General features: G+C 60.1%; 14 protein-coding genes. 3 read left to right on the top strand and 11 right to left on the bottom strand.

Translation table 11 applies throughout. The features are described from left to right. Positions 1-89: 89 nt before the first annotated feature. The 3 genes from NKJ72_RS02955 to NKJ72_RS02945 all read right to left on the bottom strand — a co-directional run bounded on the left by NKJ72_RS02955 (position 90) and on the right by NKJ72_RS02945 (position 4109). The gene (locus NKJ72_RS02955; RefSeq protein WP_352475782.1) at positions 90-1430 is read right to left on the bottom strand and encodes an adenylate/guanylate cyclase domain-containing protein; all 1341 of its coding nucleotides are present in this window, start codon (positions 1428-1430) and stop codon (positions 90-92) included. A gap of 51 nt (positions 1431-1481) precedes the next feature. Beyond that, complete coding sequence (locus NKJ72_RS02950) at positions 1482-2825, bottom strand: nucleotide sugar dehydrogenase (protein ID WP_352475781.1); 1344 nt, start codon at positions 2823-2825, stop codon at positions 1482-1484. 105 nt (positions 2826-2930) lie between these two features. Beyond that, positions 2931-4109: a DUF3095 domain-containing protein gene (locus tag NKJ72_RS02945; RefSeq protein ID WP_352475780.1), complete on the bottom strand. Its 1179-nt coding sequence runs from the start codon at positions 4107-4109 to the stop codon at positions 2931-2933. A 74-nt stretch (positions 4110-4183) separates the two neighbouring features. On the opposite strand from NKJ72_RS02945, the gene NKJ72_RS02940 reads away from it, so the two are divergent. Both NKJ72_RS02940 and NKJ72_RS02935 read left to right on the top strand, forming a co-directional pair. Further along, the gene (locus NKJ72_RS02940; protein ID WP_352475779.1) at positions 4184-5272 is read left to right on the top strand and encodes a glycosyltransferase family 4 protein; all 1089 of its coding nucleotides are present in this window, start codon (positions 4184-4186) and stop codon (positions 5270-5272) included. Then, positions 5269-6045, top strand: a complete 777-nt coding sequence (locus NKJ72_RS02935) for a polysaccharide deacetylase family protein (RefSeq protein WP_352475778.1) — start codon at positions 5269-5271, stop codon at positions 6043-6045. Before NKJ72_RS02940 ends, NKJ72_RS02935 begins: the two co-directional genes overlap by 4 nt. Positions 6046-6097: 52 nt before the next feature. Here NKJ72_RS02935 and NKJ72_RS02930 read toward each other — a convergent pair whose 3' ends face one another. The 3 genes from NKJ72_RS02930 to NKJ72_RS02920 all read right to left on the bottom strand — a co-directional run bounded on the left by NKJ72_RS02930 (position 6098) and on the right by NKJ72_RS02920 (position 10396). After that, on the bottom strand, positions 6098-6952 hold the full coding sequence (locus NKJ72_RS02930; protein ID WP_352475777.1) for an MBL fold metallo-hydrolase: 855 nt from the start codon (positions 6950-6952) through the stop codon (positions 6098-6100). A 122-nt stretch (positions 6953-7074) separates the two neighbouring features. Next, positions 7075-7524, bottom strand: coding sequence for a cyclic nucleotide-binding domain-containing protein (locus NKJ72_RS02925; RefSeq protein ID WP_352476069.1), 450 nt, complete (start codon positions 7522-7524; stop codon positions 7075-7077). A gap of 157 nt (positions 7525-7681) precedes the next feature. After that, positions 7682-10396 (bottom strand): ABC transporter transmembrane domain-containing protein, encoded by a 2715-nt coding sequence (locus NKJ72_RS02920; RefSeq protein ID WP_352475776.1) that lies wholly within the window; start codon positions 10394-10396, stop codon positions 7682-7684. Positions 10397-10732: 336 nt separating this feature from the next. On the opposite strand from NKJ72_RS02920, the gene NKJ72_RS02915 reads away from it, so the two are divergent. Beyond that, on the top strand, positions 10733-11401 hold the full coding sequence (locus tag NKJ72_RS02915) for a class I SAM-dependent methyltransferase (protein WP_352476068.1): 669 nt from the start codon (positions 10733-10735) through the stop codon (positions 11399-11401). A gap of 120 nt (positions 11402-11521) precedes the next feature. Here NKJ72_RS02915 and NKJ72_RS02910 read toward each other — a convergent pair whose 3' ends face one another. From NKJ72_RS02910 to NKJ72_RS02890, 5 genes are all read right to left on the bottom strand, one after another. After that, positions 11522-12688 carry a glycosyltransferase family protein gene (locus NKJ72_RS02910; protein WP_352475775.1) on the bottom strand — a complete coding sequence of 389 codons (1167 nt, stop codon included), beginning with the start codon at positions 12686-12688 and terminating at the stop codon, positions 11522-11524. Continuing rightward, positions 12685-13929 carry a glycosyltransferase gene (locus NKJ72_RS02905; protein ID WP_352475774.1) on the bottom strand — a complete coding sequence of 415 codons (1245 nt, stop codon included), beginning with the start codon at positions 13927-13929 and terminating at the stop codon, positions 12685-12687. Before NKJ72_RS02905 ends, NKJ72_RS02910 begins: the two co-directional genes overlap by 4 nt. 1 nt (position 13930) lies before the next feature. Beyond that, positions 13931-15145 carry a glycosyltransferase family protein gene (locus tag NKJ72_RS02900; protein WP_352475773.1) on the bottom strand — a complete coding sequence of 405 codons (1215 nt, stop codon included), beginning with the start codon at positions 15143-15145 and terminating at the stop codon, positions 13931-13933. Between the two features lie 776 nt (positions 15146-15921). Further along, complete coding sequence (locus tag NKJ72_RS02895) at positions 15922-16155, bottom strand: hypothetical protein (protein WP_352476082.1); 234 nt, start codon at positions 16153-16155, stop codon at positions 15922-15924. A gap of 128 nt (positions 16156-16283) precedes the next feature. Further along, positions 16284-18344 carry a N,N-dimethylformamidase beta subunit family domain-containing protein gene (locus NKJ72_RS02890; protein ID WP_352475772.1) on the bottom strand — a complete coding sequence of 687 codons (2061 nt, stop codon included), beginning with the start codon at positions 18342-18344 and terminating at the stop codon, positions 16284-16286. Positions 18345-18487: the final 143 nt, after the last annotated feature.

The raw sequence follows: 18487 nt of genomic DNA, 5'->3' as shown, positions 1-18487 counted from the left end.
AGCAACTTGGATTCGAACAGTCGCCAGTTCCCTGGCGGAACCGGCGATCGGACTGCATACCAAACGCGTTCGGATCAGATCGTGGCGGTTTACTGGAGCTTCCTCGGGTCGCCCGCGGACGGCCGCGCGGCATTGCGATGAAGCAGCATGACCTGCTCGGCGTCCGATATTCGGTCGTAAATCGGCTCCACCGCACCGTCTTCGTCGAGCGAGAGAGCACCCGTCAAATCGGGTGAAAGCACCGTTAGCTTCTGCCTGATGCCCGCCAGTTCCTCCATGCCGAGCGCCAGCCAGTTGTTGGCGCCGCAATAGCTGGCGAAGTCTTTGCTGGCGAGAACGCTGTGCGGATATTTCTTGGTCAGGGTCTGGAGGCGCTGGACCTCGTTTACAGCCGAGCCGAAGACGGAGAATGTGAGCCGGTCGGTAAGCCCGACATTGCCGAACATCACATTGCCGACATGCAGGCCGATACCATAGTTTATGTCGCTCAATCCCTGCTGCTTTCTGCGCAGATTGAGATCCATCATGCGCGCGGTGGCCTTGTGCGCTGCTGCAAGAGCGGCCTGGCAGGCGATCTCAGACTGTGAACGGTGCCTTGCGCAAGGGTAAACGGCAATGAAGCCATCCCCTATGAAACTCATGATCTGCCCGCCCTTGCGATTGAAAGGTGCAGCAGCGGCATCGAAAAACTGGTTCAGCGTATCGATATAGACTTCGCGGCCGGAGGTTTCGGCAAGTCTTGACGACCCGCGCATGTCGCCCATGACCAGTGCCGCCCGGATTGTATCACCCTCGCCGCGCTTGATCTGGCCGTCGAGCACGCGCCTGCCGGCGTCGCCGCCGAGATAAGTGGTCATCATGTTGTCGGCAAGCTTGGTGAGCACGGCCATCTTGGTTGCGATAGCTAGATGGTTCTGGATGCGCAGCAGCGCCGCAATCATGCTGTCGCTGAAGCCTGCGGCACTGTCGGTGGACCAAGACCCGATCATGCCCTGACTGGTGTTGCCGCTGAAGGGATGGACGAAAGCCATGTAATCGGTGACGCCCATCAGCTTGAGGTCATCGAAAACAGGAAATTCCGACGGCACCGACGGGTCGAGCCGGCGCCGCAGATGGTCGAGCTTGTGGCTGAGCAGATGGTAGTATGGGCTGGTCAGGAATCTGTCGGAATGAACGCCGTTCTCCTTGCGGAAGCCTTCCACTTCCAGGCCCTGGCCGCGGAGCCAGGTGAAGCCGAGCGCGTCATAAAGCGGATGAAGCATCGAAAAGCTCAAATGCACCCGCTTCAACGGCAGGCCGGCAGCAGCCAGCCGTTCACAAAAGCCCCTTACCAATGTTTCCAGGTCGTCGCCCGCCAACGCCGATTGCGTCAGCCAATCGGCAACCTTATCCATGAGAATGGCAGAAATTTCTGCTTGCGCTGTGCTCATGCTATCTCGAAATCTCCTTGATCCGCCACAAATTCGCCGGCTCGGACGCCGTCAGGCCTTCACCACCGTCTCCCGGGCTAGCCCGAGGCGGCCAAAAATATTGCGTGTGTCAACGATCAGTAGAGCGTGATCCGCGATCGCCTGATAGTCGATCGCGTCGTGGTCGGTTGCAACGACGACAGCGTCGAAATCCTTCAGGGCCACCTCGGTCAATTCGACCGAGCGACGCCCCTTGATCGCCATATGCTCCCGTGTGGTCGGGATTTCGGTAACATGCGGATCGTGGAATTCCGCCTTGCCGCCCCATTCCTCGATGAGTTCAATGAGCCGCAATGAGGGGCTTTCGCGGATGTCGGGCACATTCTTCTTATAGGCGAGCCCGATGATGAGAATGCGCGAGCGGCTGAGCGCCTTGCCGCAGCGCCGGTCCAGCGCCTTCGCCAGTTCATCGACCACATGACGCGGCATGGCCGTGTTGATCTCTGCCGCCAGCTCGATGAAGCGGGTCGGCAGTTCGTATTCGCGCGCCTTCCACGTCAGGTAGAAAGGATCGATCGGAACGCAGTGCCCGCCAAGTCCAGGGCCAGGATAGAAAGGCATATAGCCGAACGGCTTGGTCTTTGCCGCCTCGATCACCTCCCAGATGTCGATTCCCATCGCACCGAGCACGACCTTCAACTCGTTGACGAGGGCTATGTTGACCGAGCGGAAGATGTTTTCCGTCAGCTTGACCGCCTCGGCGGTCGCCGTGGTGGAAACCGGAACGACGGTCTTGACCACGCCATGGTAGAAAGCCTGCACGAGCATCGCCGCTTCAGTGCCGTCACCTGCCACGACCTTGGGGATCGTCGCGACTTCAAAGCTGCGGTTGCCGGGATCCTCGCGTTCGGGCGAGAAGCCGAGGAAGAAATCTCTCCTCGACCGCAAGCCGGTTTTTTCCAGGATGGGCTTGATCACGTCGTCGGTGGTGCCGGGATAGGTGGTCGATTCCAGCACGATCAGCTGGCCGAGACGCAGATGCTTCGCGATGGTACCTGCCGTGTTCCTGACAAAGGAGAGATCCGGCTCGCGGTGTTTCGTCAGTGGTGTCGGAACGCAGATGATGATGACATCGCAAACGGCCAGTTCGGCAAAATCCGCAGTGGCGCGGAACCGTCCGCTCGCCACCTGGCCGGCAAGGGCTGTCGACGTCACCGCCTCGATGTAGGATTGGCCGTTGTTCAGGCTCTCGACCTTTTGGGCTTCGATGTCGAAGCCGGAAACCGGGAAGCCGGCGCGTGCGATCGCAACCGCCAGCGGCAACCCGACATAGCCCAGTCCGATCACGCCGACTTGCGCGGCACGCGTCGAAATCCGGTTCAGAAGACGGTCATCTGTCGATCGTGAGGCGTCCAAAAATGTGCTTCCCGTCAATTCGGACAGGCCGTCCGCTTCCATGGTGAGGCTCACCGCTCACAAGAGCCCCGAGGCATATTGCGGAAAATCGATGTCCGCAAGCCGTCAGACCGGCACCTTCGCCTTAAGGCTTGCGGCAGCCATCGCATAGCCGCCGGCGGCGCCATCGATGAAATGAACGTGATCGCGCTGCAGCGGCGATGCGACGAGACATGTCATCAAGGCCGATTTCTGGCGGTGCAGGCCATAGTTGCAGATGCCCGCCTCTTCCGCCTGTTTCAGCCGGTTCTCGATCCGTTGCAACACATCCGCGTCAACGTCGATGGTCATCTTCAAGCCATCGTCAAACTTCCGGAAATCCGAATTGCTGGCCACTTCGCGTTTGTAGATCTTCGGATCGAATCTGCCGATCGTCCAGCCATATCTATCCGTAACAGCCGTAAGCGTCATCAGGAACACTATCCACAGCTTCGACAGCCACCGCCGTCCTGCCGGTGCCATGGCCCGCGCCTCGATATCGAGGCCGGCGGGCAGCAAACTGTAGTCCGGCCCGTTCACTGGCACCGGGTGGCCATCGCGTTCCTGCCTGCCGGCAACGGCGATGATGTCGGAAACCAGAAACTGAAAACCGCGCAAGTCGCGCGACGCCCCCGGTATGGCGATGATCGAGACAATTTCGCCATGCCGGGCTTCGATTGGGTTCCAGCGGCAGGAAAGGCCGGTCAGATCCGGCCGCGCGCCGGCCGGCGCAGGATCGATGCGGTAGCGCCCCGCTTTCATCTCGGCTTCCGCCCAACTGCCGCCACCTCCGGCGAACATGGCATAGAAGACTGCATCGGAGGCCTGGAACCTCGCCACGCGAACGTCGAGGCCTTGCGCTCTTATATCCTTTATCGGCACGATTGCGGCACGCAAGGTCAGATCCAGTTCGTCCGCCACCCATCTCTGGACAGCCGCCAGCGCGTTGCGGGTGATCTCCAGCGCCGAGCCGGGAAACGCCACGAGCGCGCCGTCGCCGCCGAAGACAAAGGGAAGATCTTGCCTACCCAGCGCATTGAGCAGCGCCGAAATGACGCTGGCACCGGCCATATTGACGGTTTTGTAGCGCCCCGCTTCGATCGCCTTGGTCGAGCCGACGATATCTGCGGTGGCCAGCGCCCAGCCATCGGGGAGAGGCCGATAGTTATCGAGATCGGCAACGCTTTCGAACCTGGCGAAGACCGGTAGGGAAGCGACAAACGGGTCGGACGCGGCAGCTGTTTCCATGAGCATCAGATAGCACATTCCAGTGCTTGAGGGTGAAGTCGATCATGCTTCGAAATTGACTTGCGCAGGCTTTCCGATGATAGGGTCCGGCGATGCGAATTGCCTTCTACGCGCCGCTGAAGTCGCCCAATCACCCCGTTGCCTCCGGCGACCGTCAGATGGCACGGATGCTGGTCAAGGCGCTGGAGCATGGAGGGCACAGCGTCGAACTGGCATCCGAATTGCGCTTCTATCTACGCGAACCGGATTCGAAAAGTTTCGATGCGCTCAACATCGAGGCCCGGGAGGAAGCCGCGCGGCTGGCAGGGCTTTGGGATCGTGACGGCAAGCCCGATCTGTGGTTCACCTATCATCCCTATTACAAGGCGCCCGACCTGATCGGGCCCGAACTGGCGTTGGCCTTTGGCGTTCCCTATGTGACAGCGGAAGCCTCCTATTCGAGGCGGCGCAACACCGGTTTGTGGGCCGATACGCAAGCGCTGGTGGCGCGAGCCGTCGAACAGGCGGCACTGAACATCTGCTTCACGCAAAGGGATCGTCAGGGACTGGCAGATGCGATACCCGAAGCCGCTTTCGGCATGCTTTCGCCCTTCATCGACACATCGCTATTCCGGGAAACACCGGCACGGGGTTGTCCGACGCGCCTCGTTACCGTCGCCATGATGCGCCCGGGCGACAAAGTCGAAAGCTATCGCATGCTGGCGCAGGCGCTCGGTTCGATCGGTCATCTGCCCTGGACCATATCGGTCGTCGGGGACGGACCTGCCCGCGAGGAGATCAAAGCGCAGTTCGCCGGCTTGCCCGCCGAGCGTATCGAATGGCTTGGCGCGCTTGAGCCAGCCGCAGTGCCGGATGTCCTCTACAGTGGGGGAATTTACGTCTGGCCGGGTTTCGGCGAGGCCTATGGCGTTGCCTATCTTGAAGCACAGGCCGCCGGCCTTCCGGTTGTGGCTCAGGACGTCGCCGGCGTGCCGGAGGTCGTGCGGGATGGCCAGGCCGGGTTTCTCACCCCGCCGGGCGATGTGGCGGCGTTCGCTTCTGCCATTGAAAGGCTTCTGGCCCATAACGACGAAAGATCCATCATGGCCGCAGAAGCCAGACGTTTCATCCTCGAAGAACGTTCTCTCGGTGCTGCGGCGGCGCGTCTGGCCGAACTTCTTGCGAAGATCCCGGTCTCATGACATGCGATCAAATCTGGCAACCCTTGATGGAGGAACTGGCGAGCCGGCAACGGGCGGACCGTAAGGCAGAGTTCTGGCTGCGCGACGATGACGCCGTGGATCCGACGCCTGCGCTTGATCGGTTGCTCGACCTCACCGGTGAATTCGCGGTTCCGGTGACTCTGGCCGTCATTCCCGCCCTGACTGACGAGAAGCTTGTCGTTCGGCTTGACGAGGCGCCGCATGCCACGGTCGCTATCCACGGCTGGGCGCACCGAAATCATGCTCCGGAGGGCCAGAAGAAGCAGGAGCTCGGCGCGCATCGGCCACGCGAGGCGGTGCTCGATGATCTGGCTCGCGGGCTGTCGCACATAACCGGCCTGCACGGCGCACGTGCCGTTCCGATGCTGGTGCCACCCTGGAACAGGATCGACGCCGGCTTGGTATCCGACCTTGGATCGATAGGATTTTCGGCATTGTCGGTCTATGGGCCGCCAAGACCGGCTTCACTTGCGGTCATCAACAGCAATGTCGACATCATGGATTGGCATGGCACGCGCGGCTGCCGCGATCATGGCCTATTGGTTCGGGCCATCATCGCGCAGTTGCAGCATGCATTCGATGGAGGCGAACCGGTCGGCCTGCTCACCCACCATCTCGTGCATGATGAATCGGCCTGGCTCTTCCTCGAACGGCTGTTCACAGTCACCGCACAGACTGAAGCCTGCGTATGGCTTCCGGTCAGGGCATTGATCGGGCGCAGGCCCGGTAGAGCAATTCCAGGAAAGGTGTGAACGGGTTTTCCGTCCGGAATTACGTCAAAACAAAGAGATAGAGCAAAACAGCTCAGCGCTTTTTGCGCAATGAGACTGGAAATTTGAGCGTCTGGCCATCCCGCGCGGCAAAAGCGCCGGTAAACCTGTCTTTGGCCAGTTTCTCGATCTCGTCCAGTTCCTCGTCGGTCCGTGTCGGATCGTGGTGAAACAGCGCAAGCCTCCGCGCACCGGCCGCCTCACAGAGCTTGACACCCTGTTGCCATGTCGAGTGCCCGTAACCGCGGCGGCGTTCCATTTCCTCCTCGGTGTAGGTGCAATCGTAAATGACGAGGTCTGCATCTTCGATCAGCCCGAGCACCGCCTGATCGAGTTTGTCCGGCTCGTGCTCAGTGTCTGTGATCATCGCCACGACGCGGCCGCCCCATTCGACCCGGTAACCTATGCAGCCGCCCGGATGGATAAGACTGCCGGTTCGGACCACCACCCCTTCGCGCGGGCGAAGCACGTCTCCGGATACGAAATCGCGATAGTCGAGGCTTGCCTTGCAGGCTTCCAGTTTCACCGGAAACCACGGCGGCTGCATGAACTCATCGACCATCTGCCGGGTCGTCATGTGTCCTGCAAGATGCCCGGACCAAAGCGTAACCTTGGCGCCCCGATCATAGATCGGCGCAAAAGACGGCAACCCGATGATGTGATCGTAATGGCAATGGGTGAAAAGCAGGTCGAAATCGGTCACGCCCAACGCCTGAAGTGCGGCGCCGGCAGGCCGTAGGCCAGAGCCTGCGTCGAACAGAAGCGTATGCTTACCGCATCGCATTTCGACGCAGATTGAGTTGCCGCCATAGCGAGAGAATTCTGGCCCTGATACCGAAATGCTGCCGCGGACACCCCAAAACCTGACCAGGAAAACGTTGTCGTCCATGCTACCCCTTCGCCCATCATATCCAAACAACTGCTGCTAGGCGAGACAGGCTTTCTCCGGGTGATCTTCTCAGCGAGAGGACAGTGCCGTCACGACGGCGAGGATCGGGCGCACGTCCTTCCTTATTTGGCGCTTCGTGCGTCGATCAGATCCGCGGTCGTATGGCTTAGGCGATCGGCAAGAACCCGCAATATCTCGATGGTCATTTCCGGAAACTCCCTCATAAGCCTCAGGAAATGATCCTTGCGGATTCTCAAGACTTCCAGCGGACTTGCCGCTCTGACGGTGGCAGTGCGGGAGCTGTTGCACAATATGGCGATCTCGCCAACGATCGAATTTGGCTCCACTTCGGCAACTTTTATCGGTCCGCTATCGGAATCGACAAGAATATCCGCTCTGCCTGAAAGGATGACATAGGCGGCGTCTCCCTCGTCGCCCTGCCTGAAAAGGATCTGGCCGGCGCTGTAGCTCACACGATCGGATGTGAACGCAAGCAGCTTGAGCTTTGTCGGCTCGATGGCAGAGAACAAGGGAACGCGTTGCAGCATTCCAACTTCATCCTTGAGCAGCATTGTCGCAAACCTTCCAAAATTCGCGTTTGCCAGACTAGAGCAAAGGACGCCCACATGGAATTAATTCTCTTTCCGGCATGGCGAGACAAACCACGCGAAAGGTGGCGAGCCCGATGTCGTGCACCCCCCAGAATGATCCATCTGAATGTCCGTTGCTCTATGACAACAGTTCCTTGAAGATACCGTTCCCCGCCAAAAGTGTCTCGTGTGTTCCGTCTTCCGCCAACTGACCCGAGTCGAAGACGACAACGCGATCGAACATCATCGCCATTGCCGGATTCGTCACGACCCACACAATTGCCGGCGAATGGCCGTCGCGCCTGGCTTCCTCGAGCACATTTCGCAGCACTTTATCCTGCATGCGCTGGTCGAGCGCCGACAGCGGCCGGTTGAGAATGAGAAAATCGGGACGCTTGAGCAAGGCCCGGGCAACATCGAGCTTCTGTCGCTGTCCACCGGTCAGCCGCCTCCCGCCGGAGCCGACGTTGAAGTCCAGGCCGACATCCAGAAGTTCGCCATAAAGCCCGAGTTCGTCAAGAATGTCATAGACGATGGAGCGTATGCGGTCGGGCGCGTCGGGATGATTGTTGCCCACACGCCCGAACAGGACATTATCCATGACGGTGGCCGCGGCAATGTATTTGGCAGGATCATACCGTTCGATCGCATTGTGCAACTCGGGCGGCAGGTCTTCATAGAACCGGTTGCGTGCAGCGACGATCTTGCTCATCAGCTCGTCGCTCAGCAGGCCGAAGCGGTGCCGGGGCTCGATGTAGGCAAAGCTCAAGGTGACGATCATGGCGCGATCGTTCTCCGAAACCGCCTCGTAGGGACGGTTCTTGAGCCGTTGCAGCAAGGTTTCGTAGGCGGGTATCTCCTCCGCGCTCATGAAGGCGAGCTGCTGGAAGAACTGGTGATCGGGCGGCAGGTCGGCAAACAACTCGATCGCCTGTTTGGCGATCTCCAAGCCCATTTCGTAGAGCGTGCGGTCGAGGCCGGCTTGCCTCAGCACGGAAGCAAAATAGGGATTGGCCGCCAGCGCCCTGTCGGCCAGTTCGGGGCCGGCGGCAGCGCCGAAGAGCAGGTTTTGGCCGATCGTTGCTTCCTTGTTGTAGGCGCCCGGTTCGAAAGGAACCACCAGTCCGCTCAGCCCCTCTTGTTCCAGCCGGGCCCGCAGCGCCGCACGCAGTTCGACGATCCGCCTGGCAAGCTCCGTGTGACGGGTGAGGTCAGCTGAAGAGCGCAATCCGAGATCCAGAATGTCACGCGACAGAACAACCGCGTCGAGCACCCGGCGCACTGCTTCAAAGAGGTCGTGCGGGCCGGTAGCGCCAGCGGAAGCATAGTTGATCCAGTCGCCGTGGATATCAAGATCCGGATTGCCCGACCGGCGCGCCTCGTGAATGTTCCAGCGGTGCTGATCTGCCGCAGCACCGTCATAAGGCACCGATGTCAGCGGCGCATGCTTCAACCCGTAGAGCAGGTTGTCGCGGAGGCTTGCCTGGAACAGGAAAACATCCGACGAGGCGTACGATATGCGCCGGCCGGTTACTGCTTCCGGGAGTTCAAGCAGGTCGTCGGTGCCCGAAGCGACCTTTCCGCTGTCCGGCCAGATCAGCCGCGCGAAGGCTTCTGCAAGCGCCTCCGCTCCACCTGTTGCGGTACTGACCAGTGCCACCGTCTCACCCGGCTTGACCTGGAGGGAGATACGGTTGAGGAGCATCGCACCGCCATCGTCTGCTATGGACAGATTGATCGCTGACAGCGGCTTGGTCATCGGATCGGGATCGTCCATCGTCAATGCCATGATACTCGGCGCGATGAGACCTTCGACGGTGAACTGTTCAACGACCTGTTGATATTTGACCTGGACATCCTGCCGATCCTGATCCCAGTCGATCAGTTCCTTCATCGGTCCGGGCAGGTCCTTGTAGGCGCCGATCACGGCCACGAGCTGGCCGACGTCCAGCCGTCCCTGGAGGACCAGATACCCGCCGATCATGTAGAACAGAAAGGGCGTGAGCTGCGCGAGAAAATTGTTGAGGAACTTCACCATGAATTTCCATTGGTAAAGATCGAAGCGGATCTTGAAGATGAGCCCGAGCCGGGCAGCTATGTCGGCGCGCTCGTAGTTTGATGTATCGTGGACGTGAACCGTGCCGATGCCGTCGACGATTTCGCCAACCCGGCCCGAAAGCGCGCGCGCCGTCAACTGCCGTTGGCGCCCGAGCACGATCAGCCGCCGCCGCATTCGCGGGATGAGCACGATCTGGATCGCCACGATCACGACCGCTATCATTCCTAGCCAGACGTTCTGGATCATGATGAACAGCATGGCCGTCAGCGCTTGGCCGCCGAGCAGTACCGGCTGCAGGAAGGCGTCGCCGATGAAGCCGCCCAGCGGCTCCACCTCGTCCTTCACCATGGTCGCCACTTCGGCGGATTTCACCCGCTTGAAGTAAACCGGCGGAAACCGCAGCACACGGTCGACCAGATCGAAGCGGATACGCCGCAGCATGCGTTCGCCGAGGCGGCCCTTGTAGGTGTTGATGTAGAATTTGAACAGGCCGTTGATGACGACTAGCAAGAGGAACACAAGGCTCAGGGCAAACAGGGTCTCCTCGCGGTCGAGCTGAAAACCGGAGAAGAACTGGACCTCTCCAATGAACGGCAGGTTATAGTGTAGCCTCATGAATGGCTGGGTCGCGCCCGGTTGCTCGAAGCCGCGACCTTGGATCGGTCCGTTGACGATCAGCTTCGGCAGGTCGAAAGACATGAAATATGGGATCATCGAAAGCACGACGATCATCAATATCCAGAGCTGCTGCTTCTTGGTGTGCGTCCAGATATAGCGGGCTAGGCTGGCTTCCATATGCGACTGTGGACCCTTCAGTTGGAAGCGTGCAGGATGTAAAAGCACCTGCTGGCGAATGGCGTATCGGCAATTTCTTCATCGCCAACGAGCTGGCCAAACGGTCCGCGGCTTTCGCAGGGCTTTGGCGAACAGCTGAGCAGCACGAGGCCGCAGCTGCGCGGCTGGTGCTGGCGGATGGACGCCGATGATCCGGACAGATGCAATAGGCTCTCTCCGGCACCGGGCAATAGCCAAGCGGCTTGCAGCATGATCACGTCCGCGGAATCAAACAGTCTTGCGGGAGGCAAGATTGCGTTGTGTCGCCCAGAATCCCAACATACAAGACGAATTATGATGGATGTCACGCAACCACGCAATGCCATGGACTGGCATGAGCAAGCCTTGGACCTCACACGGGGAATTGCTGCTTATGTCAACTGCCCTCTCGTGGCAGGGCTGGCGCGCGTCGTCGCCAAGCATCCGAAGGCCGATATTGCCAACGCCTTCAACCACAAGCAGGTCGCCTGCAAGATGTGGGCGCTCGACAGGCTGTTCGAAAGCGGCGGCGGCCGCTTCGGGCGCATATGGGTTCTGGGTGGATGGTACGGCGTATTGCCGGCAATGCTTTTCAACGATGCCCGCTTCGACATCGCGGCGATCGATAGCATAGACATCGATCCTGAAGTCGCGCCGGTCGCCCGGACCCTCAACCGGGAAGCCGGCGACCGGTTCCGGGCGCTGACGGCAGATATGTACGCACTCGACTATGCGGCCGGGCGGCCCGACCTGATGGTCAATACGAGCTGCGAACACATAGCCGATCTGCGCGCCTGGCTTGCTCTGCTTCCGCCGGGCACGAATGTACTGCTGCAATCGAACGATTATTTCAGCGAGCCGACGCACATCAACTGCGTGGCTTCGCTTGCAGCCTTCGAGGCAATGGCGGCGCTACGGGAGGTGCGGTTCTCCGGCGAACTGCCGACAAAAAATTATACGCGCTTCATGCTGATTGGAACTGTTTAATGCATTTCGCCCAAAAGTGCGTAGCGGTTTTGGGACAACGACACGCATAAAAACAGGACTTGAAGCGCGTCGCACGAACCTCACAGACGCTACGCGCGTTAGGATCTATCGTCTGTTTGATCATGAACTTCTCCGAAACCGGGCCCGGGACCATGTTCGATACCGCTCGCGCAGGATTTGCGCCGAGCGACGCCCGCCTTCCAGATCGAGACGATGCGCGGATGGCGTCCGTCCCACAAGCGCCTGTTCGATAGCTTGCGCCAAACCTTCAGGCGTCAGGTCCTTTTCCGTCAGCACCGTTGCAAGACCGAGTTCTTCGAGCATCAGGGCGCGAACCGTCTGTTCGGTTTCCCCGCCGGCTGCAAATGGAACGAGCAGGGAGCGACAACCCGCGCGCAGTACATCGCAGACCGTGTTGTAACCCGCCTGCGAGACTGACAGGCGGGCGCCGGTCAGCAGGCTGGCGAAATCCTCGCGGAACCGGAAGATGGACAGGCCCGGCGTGGCATCGCGTGCGATCGCGTCAAACTCGTCTTTCGGCAGGTTCGGGCCGGTGATCAAACACCATTTCCAAGCGTTGTTGGCATCCCGCGCCGCTGCGATGGTGGAGCTGACAAGGCTCTTTCCGGCAGCCCCGCCGCCAACCGACACCAGAACGTCGAAGCGCTCGGAGGCCGCAGGCGCTGGCGGCGCGGCAACGAGCCCTGTGTAGGTGATCTCGGCCCTGATCGCCCCAGCCAATGGAAATGTCTTGTCGATGGTTGCGAAAGCCGGATCGCCGTGGACCATAACAAGGTCGAAATGCCTGTTGATGAGATCGACCGTTTCCTCGTTTCGGCCCGGCTTGACGCGCTCCTGGAGGATATCGCGGACGGACGTCACCAGCAGCGGTCTGGGCGACGTCGCGTCGATGGCCTCGATCAGCGGCAAGAGTTCGAAACGCATCTGCCGGCGTCCAAATGGAAACGCCTCGATAATGACGATATCAGGCCTGCAATCCCGGAATGCCTGCAGCAGCATCTCTGAACGCCATTTCTTGAAATCATCGTCGATCGGGTTGCCTTGCAGGTCGACAAGTCCCGAAAATCCTTCATCACCGGAGGTGACAGGTGGCAGGGTTACAGATTTTACCCCCAGTCCCGGAAACCCGACGATCGGCGCTCCACCGGTCACGACGGTTACGTCAAACCCGTCATCGACCAGAGCCGCTGCAATGCGGCTGGCGCGCGCGAGATGGCCGATGCCGAGCAGGTGCTGGACATAGAAGAAAGCGCGCAGCCGCTTCATTCGGCGGCCCGCCACTCCCGCTCGAACAGTTCCTTGAGCTGTCCAATGCTTGCCATATGATCGAAATTGCCGCGCACGCACCGCTCTGCGGCGTCGCCGAGACGGCCGCGGAGCCCGGGATCACGGATCAGGCGCTCCAGCGCCTGTGCCAGGGCAATCGGGTTTTCCGTCGGAACCAGCAAGCCCGTTTCATCCGGCGATAAAAGCTCTGGCACGCCGGAAATATCGGTCGACACGCAGGCAAGCCGCTGGCTAGCCGCCTCCACCAGAACATTCGGCAGACCGTCGCGGTCGCCATTTGCGGTGATCCTGCAGGCCAGGGCGAAGATGTCGGCGCGGCGGTAGTGCTCAAGCACCTCCTCCTGCGCAAGCGCGCCTTTCCAAGAGACGCGATCATCCACACCGAGCTTTTGCGCCAGCGCCTTGAACCGTTCCAGTTCTTCGCCGCCGCCGATATGCTCGAAACGCCACGCCAAATCGCCGGGCAACAGGGCAAGGGCCTCCAGCAAGGTATCGTAACCTTTCTTTTCAACGGCGCGCCCGACACTCAGAACGACAACCGGTTCGTCCGGAGCCGAGCCGTCATGCTGCTTTCGCGCCTCATCGAAACTGCCAAAGCGATCAAGGTCGAGCCCATGATAGCTCAGATGCACAGACGAGTTGCCGTTAGCGAGTTTTTTCAGACGGTCGAAGCCGGTTTTCGTGCAAGTGACCGTCCAGCGCGCCGAGGAAAGCTTGCCGGCCAGATCCCAGTCCGCCGAAGTCCAGATGTCCTTAGCATGGGCCGAGCAGGTCCAGGGCAGGCCACGAAGCTGGCTGGCATAGCGCGTCACCGATGCAGGCGTGTGCGCGAAATGGGCATGCAGCCAGCCCGCGTTTTCCGGCCATTCGGCCGCCAGCACGAGCGCTTGCCCGAAGCGGCGCGCGCGATTGCGCGTAAAGTCGCGGGGCATATCGGCAGCCAGCGATCCGAGCGCGCGCCAGAAGCCCGGACGCAGCAGATAGGCAAACAGCGAGCGAAACACGCGCAGCGGCTCTTCGTGCAGATATTCCGGCAGATAATGGACGGGCGCTTTGATCTCGTCATGCACGGGGTGGCGTTTTTCGTCGGTCGGCCGCCTGAGCGCGACAAGTATCAGGTCGAACCCCGCACGCTCAAGACCGAGCAGTTCCTGCGCGATGAAGGTTTCGGACAGCCGCGGATAACCCTTCAGAACCACGACGATCTTGCGATGTTGCAACTCACGTCATTCCTTCAATGACCGAAAGGTGATGGCCGGCCCGCCGGTCGAGCAGTTCGGCGACGATTTCGGAAATATGAGGCAGCCCTTCCAGCGTCAGATGCGGATTGCTCTGCGATGGGCGGGGCCGGTCCGGCAGCACCTTCAGTGCATCGGCAAACCGCCGGGAATCCTCGGCTTCTTCCGGCAAAAACATCTCGATGAGGCCGAGTTCGGCCGCGCGCCGTGCGCGGATCAGTTGTTCTTTGCGGGGCTCGACGCGCGGCACGATCAGCGCCGGCTTGTCGAAAGACAGTATCTCGCAATAGGTGTTGTAGCCGCCCATCGCCACTACCGCCTTGGCGCCGGCAATCAGGTCTTCCATGCGGTTGTCGAACTCGATGATCCTGATGTAGGGGATCTTGGACCCCTTCTTGAGCAGCTTGTTGCGCTTGCGCGCCGGCATGTAAGGCCCAAGCACGATCAGGGCCCTATGCTGCAATTGCGGATCCTGCTGATAGGCATCGATGACGTCGTGAATCAGATCGGCGCCGTCACCGCCGCCACCGGTGGTAACGAGGATATAGTCGCCCTCGGGCCGATGGCCGGGCAACTCGTTCCGCTGCAGGCTCCGTTGCAGGAAACCGACGAACCTCATCTTTGCCCTGACAGCCGGCGGCACATCCAAGCCGGTCAACGGATCGTAGAAATCCGGCGGGCCATAGGCCCAGACCTTGTCGTAGAACAGGCCTATCTTGCGCATCACGTCCCGGCGTGCCCACTCTGCTTCGAGCAGATGCGGCGCATCCATCACCTCGCGCAGGCCAAGCACTAGCGTGGTGCCCCGCGTCTTGAGGTAGGACAGCGTGTCCTCAATCTCACCGCGCAGGCCGAGCGGTTCCTTGTCGACGATGAAGATATCCGGCCGGAAGGTCTCGGCCGTGTGGCGGATGATCGACTGGCGCATCCTTAGCGTCTCATGCAGATCGATGTCCTTTTCCAGCGAGGTGTATTCGCCGTTGCGCAGCTTGATGACGCTGGGGATCTTCACGAAGTCGACACGGGCACGGTAGTCGAAGGCGCCAGCGATAGTCGCACCCGAAATGATAAGCACCTGAAGTCCGCGGAAATCCTCGACCAGCGAATGCGCGATAGTTCGGCAGCGCTGCAAGTGGCCGAGCCCGAACGTGTCGTGGCTGTACATGAGAATTCGAGCGTTTTCTGCGTGCTGGGTCATTGTTGAACGTCTCTTAGAATTCTCGCTTTGAGGACCGTGAGCGACCCGCCGGCTTCGAAACCATCCTGGTTTTGAAACATGAGGCCGCGATTTTGAATTTGCATTACTTCTGTGGAATGCCTGTCAGATAGGGCTTTCTGATTGCCTGAGTCCGAAACTGGATGGAGTGGCGAATATCGCCTCGGCGGGAGCGGGCCGAGACTCCCCGTTGTTGTTTTGGGATGAATCGAAGGGGAAAGCGGTGTCCAAAGGATCGGCAGAAGTCATCCCTCTTGATTCCAATAAGCTCCGGTCTCTCCGAACTCGATGGTTTCGGAGCGGTGAAAGCGATTCCGCGATCCTGCCCATATAGTCAATTGCTTGATCGGTATACGAAAGGACAGGGTCGCCGGGCGTCGCACGGCACATGTTGTTGCAGAACTCGTTTCGCGCGCCATCGCTCTCGGTCTTGGGAGACCAAAGGTGCTGCCCATCAATCTCTTGACGGGCGGTCTGATTATGATTCACCGACCAGAACTGAGCCATCTATCGCCCAAGCTAGCCTGAATTTCGCCAGGAATCGAGTGGATGCCAGCGCTCACAACACACCGCCCGCAGCGGGGTATGTGCAACACCGGTTGCTTGTCGATCACTATGGCCTCTGGCTAATGCCTTAGCGGGGGCGGTGGCGGTACTTTTTGAGACGACCTCAGCGGGCCATCGAAACGTCGCGAGGTGCAAAAACCGCTCGATTGGTCCCAACAGTAGGCGAAACCTCAAAATTTTTTGCGGCGATTTTAGCATTTAAAGCCAATAGCATAATTTTTTGACGGCGTTGAAGTCGCCGCGATCGGGGAAAAACGCGGCATTTCTCTCCCCCAGTCCGCCCATTGCTGCAAGCCGACGGCATCAATCGCATCCTGCTCGGGCTTAGGCAGGCTGCCAACGCGAGCGAGGTCTTCGGGCTTCATGGTGTAGACGGCAAGAAAGCGGGGTATGCAGCGGTTTTTCCTTCGTGCTGTCAGAAGCATGCTGGCTGCTTAGACTCTTGGAGGGCCCAAGTCACTGCGCAGTACCACTCTCTAAATGCCCGCCCGCTATCGGGGACGCCGCGCTCCTCAAGGTCCCGCAGTCCGCTGGTCAGTACCTTCGCCGAAGGTTATCGATTTTCTCGGCCGGGTTCTTCTTTCGTGGTGCCGAGGCGGTTAAGCAGATTGAGCGTGATCCTGCCGACATCGTTCATGGCGCCTGCGGCTGGCAGCGCGCCGCACCAGGCAACCGAGCTTGCCGAAAAGATCAAGCCGCCTGCTGCGAGCTTTCGCAGGGTCATTTCGGCGCAGCGGCGGGCGGTGCGTTGCGTATCCCCGCCCTCATACCAGCGCGTCGGATCCTGGAAGAAGCTGTCCGGAAATCCCGTCGCCCGCGCGATCACGACGGTGTCAGCGGAAGTGCCGAGGGCTGGATCTGTCGCATCCACTTCGTAGCCCGCGGCACCGCCCAGCACGATGCCGTCCGTGCCGAAGGTCGCATTTTCAACGCCTTCGAACAGCCATGCGCATCCTGCTTCACGGCTTTCCTCAGTGCGCTTGAAGGGGCGCGCGCCTTCGAATCCCATCAGTGAGATCGCGCCACCGATCAGCGAGAATTCGCCTCGGCCGCGGGAGCGGAGATAGCCGCCTGGTTCGTTGGTGATCGACAGCGCCTGTTCGGCGACCGGGCCATCCCAGGTGCGGCCTGCCTCCAGCGGCGAGCGCCGCAGCTCCATCAGGTCGTCCTTGAAAGCCACAGTGGCAGCGAAGCCGTTTCCGCCGAGATAGGCGATGCTGCCGCCTTCGGCCACAAACTCCCGCAGCGCCTGCTCCATCTCGATCGACATATATTCGGGGTGACTGCCGGTGACGACGGCTTGATGTCGACGCAGACCGTCTATGCCGCATTCGTGCAAGTCGTGATCGGTCAGGACGTCAAACATGATTCCATTTCCGTGGCAGAATCGGAGGAAGTGCAGATCGACCGGCAAATTGTGTGGGCAGCCGCAGAGCGGATAATCGTAATCGTCCCTGAGCGTCACTTTCGGCTTTTTGTAGGAACAGATGGAAACACCGCTAAGGTCGGAATGGTAGTCGTAAAGAGATTTCAGATTGTTGGCGATCGCGAAGCGATGTCCCCGGTCGTCGCCTTTCCATTCATAAAGATGATCCGGGAGATATTCGTCGGCATAAGCGAGATAGGTGGCCGTCGGCACGAGATACAACAGCGGCGACGAGACCTGTGACGAAGTGACGAAGAACACCACGCGTTCGTCGCCGGCCTCCCATTCGACCTGGAACGCGTAGACGCCTGGGTGTGCGTTTTCAGGGATCGTCACGCGGTGTGATGCGGGCCAGTCAAGCGGGCCGATGTCGTCGTCGTGGCAATGGATAGCGTCGTAGTGCGACGGCACCAAGCGAGGCTCGAAGCTCGATCCGTCCCAGCGTGCCGAAGTCACGCAGAAGGCTGGCTGATTGATCACATCCAGGAGCAGCGGATCTGCTCCGCCCGACGACAGGATCGGTTGCGTTGGTAACAGCGTCGGGAAATCCCAGGCAACAGTCCCCTGTGGGGTGTCGAGCCGGATCGCAGCAAATTTCGCGTTGAGGGTAGGTTCGTGGTTGGTGGCACTTGCGCCGAAATGGATGCCGTGCCCTTGGAGGTTCCACGCCGGGCTGCCAAAACCTTCACGGAGTTCGTAAGGCGCGAGAAGATTATGGGATTTGATGCGCAGACGCGATTGTTCCTGCCGCAGATCCAACTCGACAGTAAGCCACACACCGGTTGGCGCCTTCTTCTCGACAAGAGTTTCGCCGCCGATTTCCACGACAAATGCGCCGTCGCGGAGGCGCAGCCCGACGGCGCCTGCCTCCAGGATCGTGCGCGCGCCTTCGTTGCGCGTGAGGAACAGCTCAAAACGTATGCCGTGGAGGGCTTGTACTTTGGCCAGTTCGCCGGGTCGCACGAACAGGAACGACCCCTGGTCGAAATGCCGATGCCGTGCTTCACCTACCGTTTCGATGGGCCAGGTGAGAAATTCCGGAGCCGGCTTGTCGAGCCGGCAAATTCGTGTGGCCTTTATCGGCCGATCGCATGACAGGCTGAGCTTGATCCGCTGGCCTGCTTTGGCACTCCAGGGGGTGGTATAGCCAACCACGCTCATCGCGTCGTGGTCTACTGCGCGCTTCATCTATCCCTCCCGATGACTCCAGATGGGCTGGGGCGAACCGCGTAGACCGGTCCGATGGCGGCCGATGCGCTGCCGCTCTGACAAGCAAAGTTTCGCATGGCGCACTACAGCCATAATGTACATGCTTGTATAGATAAGCTGCA

This window comes from Mesorhizobium sp. M0045 (genome assembly GCF_040323385.1).
Classification (GTDB): Bacteria; Pseudomonadota; Alphaproteobacteria; order Rhizobiales; family Rhizobiaceae; genus Mesorhizobium.
This window is presented reverse-complemented; position numbering and strand designations above follow the sequence as displayed.